Annotated in this window: 2 protein-coding genes; both read right to left on the bottom strand. The window is 69.7% G+C overall.

Features of this window, described 5'->3' with window-relative positions; genetic code table 11:
* On the bottom strand, positions 1 to 4,016 hold a 4,016-nt coding region (locus RT97_RS28680; protein ID WP_155403923.1), incomplete at its 3' end, for a non-ribosomal peptide synthetase.
* Positions 4,017 to 4,056: 40 nt separating this feature from the next.
* The coding region (locus RT97_RS28685) for a phosphopantetheine-binding protein (RefSeq protein WP_042582263.1) at positions 4,057 to 4,382 on the bottom strand (326 nt) is incomplete at its 5' end.

Raw genomic sequence — 4,382 nt, forward strand, 5'->3', positions numbered from 1 at the left:
TCGGTGGTCGCCCGATCGAGCTTCAGTTCGATCGTCTGCTGGTCCTTGACGGTGTTCGATGCTTGCGGGTGCGTGCAAGGCAACGCCGCCGGCACCTCCGCCAGTGTGCGCCAGTGGTCCAGCTCTTCGGCATGACCGGCCGCGTAGCCTTGCAATGCGAGGGACCAGTCCTTGTAGCTGCTGGTCTTCTCCGGCAGCACGACGGGCGAACCCGCGAGGCCCTGGCGGTATGCCAGCTGCAGGTCTTCGAGCAGCACGCGCCACGACACGCCATCGACCACCAGGTGATGGATCGCCAGCAGCAATCGCGTCTCGCCACCCGGCAGCTCGATGGCCAGCGCGCGGATCAGCGAGCCATGCGCGATGTCGAGGCTGCGCTGCGCCTCGTTGCACAGCGCTTCGAGTTGCGCGGCATCGGCCGCACGGCGCACCCAGAGCAACTCGTCCAGTTCGTTGTCGGACGTGGCTTCGTACCCTTGCTGCCAGGCGCCCGCCGCATCCTGGCGAAAGCGCAGGCGCAGGCCGTCGTGGTGCTGCACCACGGCGCGCAGCGCATGGCGCAAGGCTGGCAGTTGCAGCGGTTCGCGGCTCTGCAGCAGCACCGACTGGTTCCAGTGGTGGCGCGCCGGCATCGCCATCTCGAAGAACTCGCGCTGGAACGGCAGCAGCGGCACGGCGCCTTCCGCGGCACTTGCAGCGGTCCGCTTCGCATCACTGGCCGGCTCGATCGCGCCTGCCAGCAGCGCCACCGTCTGGCGCTCGAAGATCTGCTTGGGCGTGGACTTCCAACCCGCCAGGCGCAGCCGCGCGACGATCTGCAGGCTCAGGATCGAATCGCCGCCGAGCTCGAAGAAGTTGTCGTTGCGCCCGACCTGCGCGAGGCCCAGCACCTCGCACCAGACCTTCGCGAGCGCCTCCTCGGCGGCCCCTTGCGGCGCCTCGTAGACGCGGGTCGCCTCGGCCGTCGGTTCTGGCAGCGCGTGGCGATCCAACTTGCCACTCGGTGCGAGCGGCAGCGTGTCGATCACCATGATCACCGCGGGCACCATGTAGTCGGGCAACGCGCGCGCGAGCCGTTCCCTCAGCACGGCCGCATCCGCGCGCTGGCCATCGCGGGGCGACACGTAGCCCACCAGCCGCGTGCCGTTCGGCCCGTTCGCCGCGACCGCGACCGCCTGGCGCACCTCGGGCTGCGCGAGCAGGAGCGCCTCGATCTCGCCCAGCTCGATGCGGAAGCCCCGCACCTTCACCTGGTGGTCGATGCGGCCCAGGTATTCGAGCTGGCCGTCTTCGCGCCAGCGCACCCAGTCGCCGGTGCGATAAAGGCGCCCGCCCCCTTCGGGGGTGTCGTCGAACGGGTCGGCCACGAAGCGCTCGGCGCTCAGCCCCTCGCGCTGCAGGTAGCCGCGCGCAAGGCCGGTGCCGCCCAGGTACAGCTCGCCAGCGACGTTGCGCGGCACGCGGTTGAGGTCGCCGTCCAGCACATAGGCCTTGCGCCCCTCGACCGGGCGGCCGATGGGCGCATAGCCTTCGGTGAAGCTCGCGTCGGCGGCCACCTTCCAGAGCATCGGCGTCACCACGGCCTCGGTCGGCCCGTAGCCGTTGATGAGGATCTGCGGCTTGAGATGCCGGCGCACCGCGTCGAAGCTCTCGCGCGACATCGCCTCGCCGCCGAAGGAATACAGCTGCACCGGCGGGCAGCGGCCGGTGTCGCGGGCCCAGTCGGCCAACTGGCGCAGATAGACCGGCGGAAAACCGGCGTTGGTCACGCCGTGGTGCGCCATGGCATCGAGCGTCTGCTCGGCCGTCCAGAGCGATGCGTCGCGCAGCAGCAGCGAGGCGCCGCAGCACAGCGCAGTGAAGAGCCGCTCGTGCGCGCCGTCGAACGAGAACGACAGGAAATGCAGCTCGCACGAGCGCGGCCCCATCTCGTAGAGAACCGCCGTGTCGACGCAATGCGCGGCGAAGGGGCCGTGCGCGACCATCACGCCCTTGGGCATGCCGGTGGAGCCGGAGGTGTAGATGATGTAGGCGAGGTTGCCGGCGTGCACCGGCACGTCGGGCGCCGAAGCGCTCTCGCGCTCGAAGTCCGCGGTGTCCAGCTCCAGCACCTGCACGCCGGCGTTCACCGGTATGCGCGAGCGCAGGTGGCTTTGCGTCACCAGGAGCGCGATGCCGCTGTCCTCGACCATGTAGGCCAGCCGGTCCACCGGGTACTCGGTGTCCATCGGCACATAGGCGCCACCCGCCTTCAGGATGGCGACGAGGCCCACAACCATTTCCATCGAACGCTCCACCGCGATGCCCACGCGGGCCTCGGGCTTCACGCCGAGCGCGACCAACCGGTTCGCCAGGCGATTGGCGCGGCGGTCGAGCTCGCCGTAGCTCATCGTGCGGTCGCCGAAGATCAGCGCGGTGGCGTCGGGTTGCGCCTTCGCGTGCTGCGCCAAGAGGAGGTGCACCGGCTCGGCGTTTCCGTCGGCGCGCAGGTTCACGCCCCATTGCACGAGCTGGCGCGTCTCGTCGGCCGCCAGCAGGTCCAGGTCGCCGATGCGGGCGTCGGGTCGGTCCGCAAGCGCAGCCAGCACGGCGACGTAGTGCGCCGCCATGTGTTCGAGCGTCTTCGCATCGAAGAGCTCGCGCGCGTAGTCGAAGTTCAGCCGCACCTGGCCGGCGCCGTCCTCGGTGCCGCTGAGCGTGAGCTCGAAATGCGCGGGCTGCTCGCCCAGCGGGTAGTCCTGCAGCGCGAGACCCGGCAGGTTCTCGAGCGCGCCATGGTCCTGCCGCTGGTGGTTGAACATCACCTGGAACAACGGTGCGGTGCTCAGGCTGCGCTCGGGTTGGAGCGCCTCGACCAACTGCTCGAACGGCAGGTCCTGGTGCGCCTGCGCGCCCAGTGCGGCTTCGCGGGTGCGCAGCAGCGCCTGCCGCAGGCTGGTGCGGCCATCGAGTTCGTTGCGCAGCACCTGGGTGTTGACGAAGAAGCCGATGACGCCTTCGGACTCCACGCGGTGGCGGTTGGCGATCGGCACGCCCACGCGAATGTCGGGCTGCGCGGTGTAGCGGTGCAGCAGCACCTGGAAGCCGGTGAGCAGCACCATGAAGAGCGTCGCGCCCTCGGCCTGTGCGCGCTTGCGCAGCGAAGCGGCCAAGGCCGGAGTAAGTGCGATGTCGTGGCGCGCGGCGCGGTACTTGGCGTCGGCGCGGCGCGGATGGTCCGTCGGCAGTTGCAGCACAGGATGGGCAGCGCCCAGCTGCGCCTTCCAGTGTTCGAGCTGGCGGTCTTTCTCGCCGGCTTCGAGCCAGTGCCGCTGCCAGAGCGCGTAGTCGGCGTACTGGATCGGAAGCGGCGCGAGCGCCGGAACCTGCCCCTGCACACGCGCGCGGTACTGCGTGACGAACTCGTCCACCACGACGCGCATCGACCACCCATCGGACACGATGTGGTGCATCACGACGACCAGCGCGTGTTCGTTCGCGCCGAGGCGGATCAGCCCGACGCGCAGCAGCGGGCCGGCGGTCAGGTCGAAAGGCGTGTCGCAGATGCGCCGTGCTTCCTCGGCGGTGCGCGCCTCGCGTTCCGCGCTGCCGAGGGCGGCGAGGTCGATGAAAGAGATGTCGAATCCGCCATCGGGCAGCACGCGCTGCTCGACCACGCCTTGCGCATCGGCCGCGAACACGGTGCGCAGCGATTCGTGGCGCGCGACCAGCGCGGCGAAGCTCGCCTTCAGCGCATCGACATCGAGCCGCCCCTCGAGCCGAAGCCCGCCCGAGACGTGGTACGCCGAGCTGCCCGGCTCCAGCTGCCACAGGAACCATTGGCGCATCTGCGCATACGACGGCGGGCAGGCCGCCCGCGCGGCCTCATCGCGCGGGGTGATCGGAAACTGGCCGATGGTGAAGCCCTCGGCGCGGATCTTCTGGTACACCGCGCGGCGCTGCGCCGCGTTCAGCCGCGAGAAACGCTTGCCGATCTGGTCGTGGGTGGTGGCGGAAACGGGACTGGGGGTCGTCATCTGGGGTGTGATCCGTACGTTGGCTTCGCGTTGCCGGGGTTCATGCAGCCTCTTCCATGCTGTCCATGAAGGCATCGATATCGGAGAGGGCATCGGCGACCGGCTTTCGCTGGCCGGCGCCGGTGATCAGTGCGGCCATGCCGCCCAGGGTCGGGTGCTGGAAGATGTCCTTGATCGACAGCTGCGCATGCATCGCGCTCTCGACGCGGGCCACCATCTGCACCGACATCAGCGAGTGGCCGCCGAGTTCGAAGAAGTCGTCATGGCGGCCGACGCGGGCCATGCCCAGCACCTCGCACCAGATGGCCGCGAGCGCGATCTCGACTTCGCCCTGCGGCGCCTCGTAGGCCCGCTCGCTGGCCCGCT

It is taken from the genome of Variovorax paradoxus (genome assembly GCF_000834655.1).
Classification (GTDB): domain Bacteria; phylum Pseudomonadota; class Gammaproteobacteria; order Burkholderiales; family Burkholderiaceae_C; genus Variovorax; species Variovorax paradoxus_F.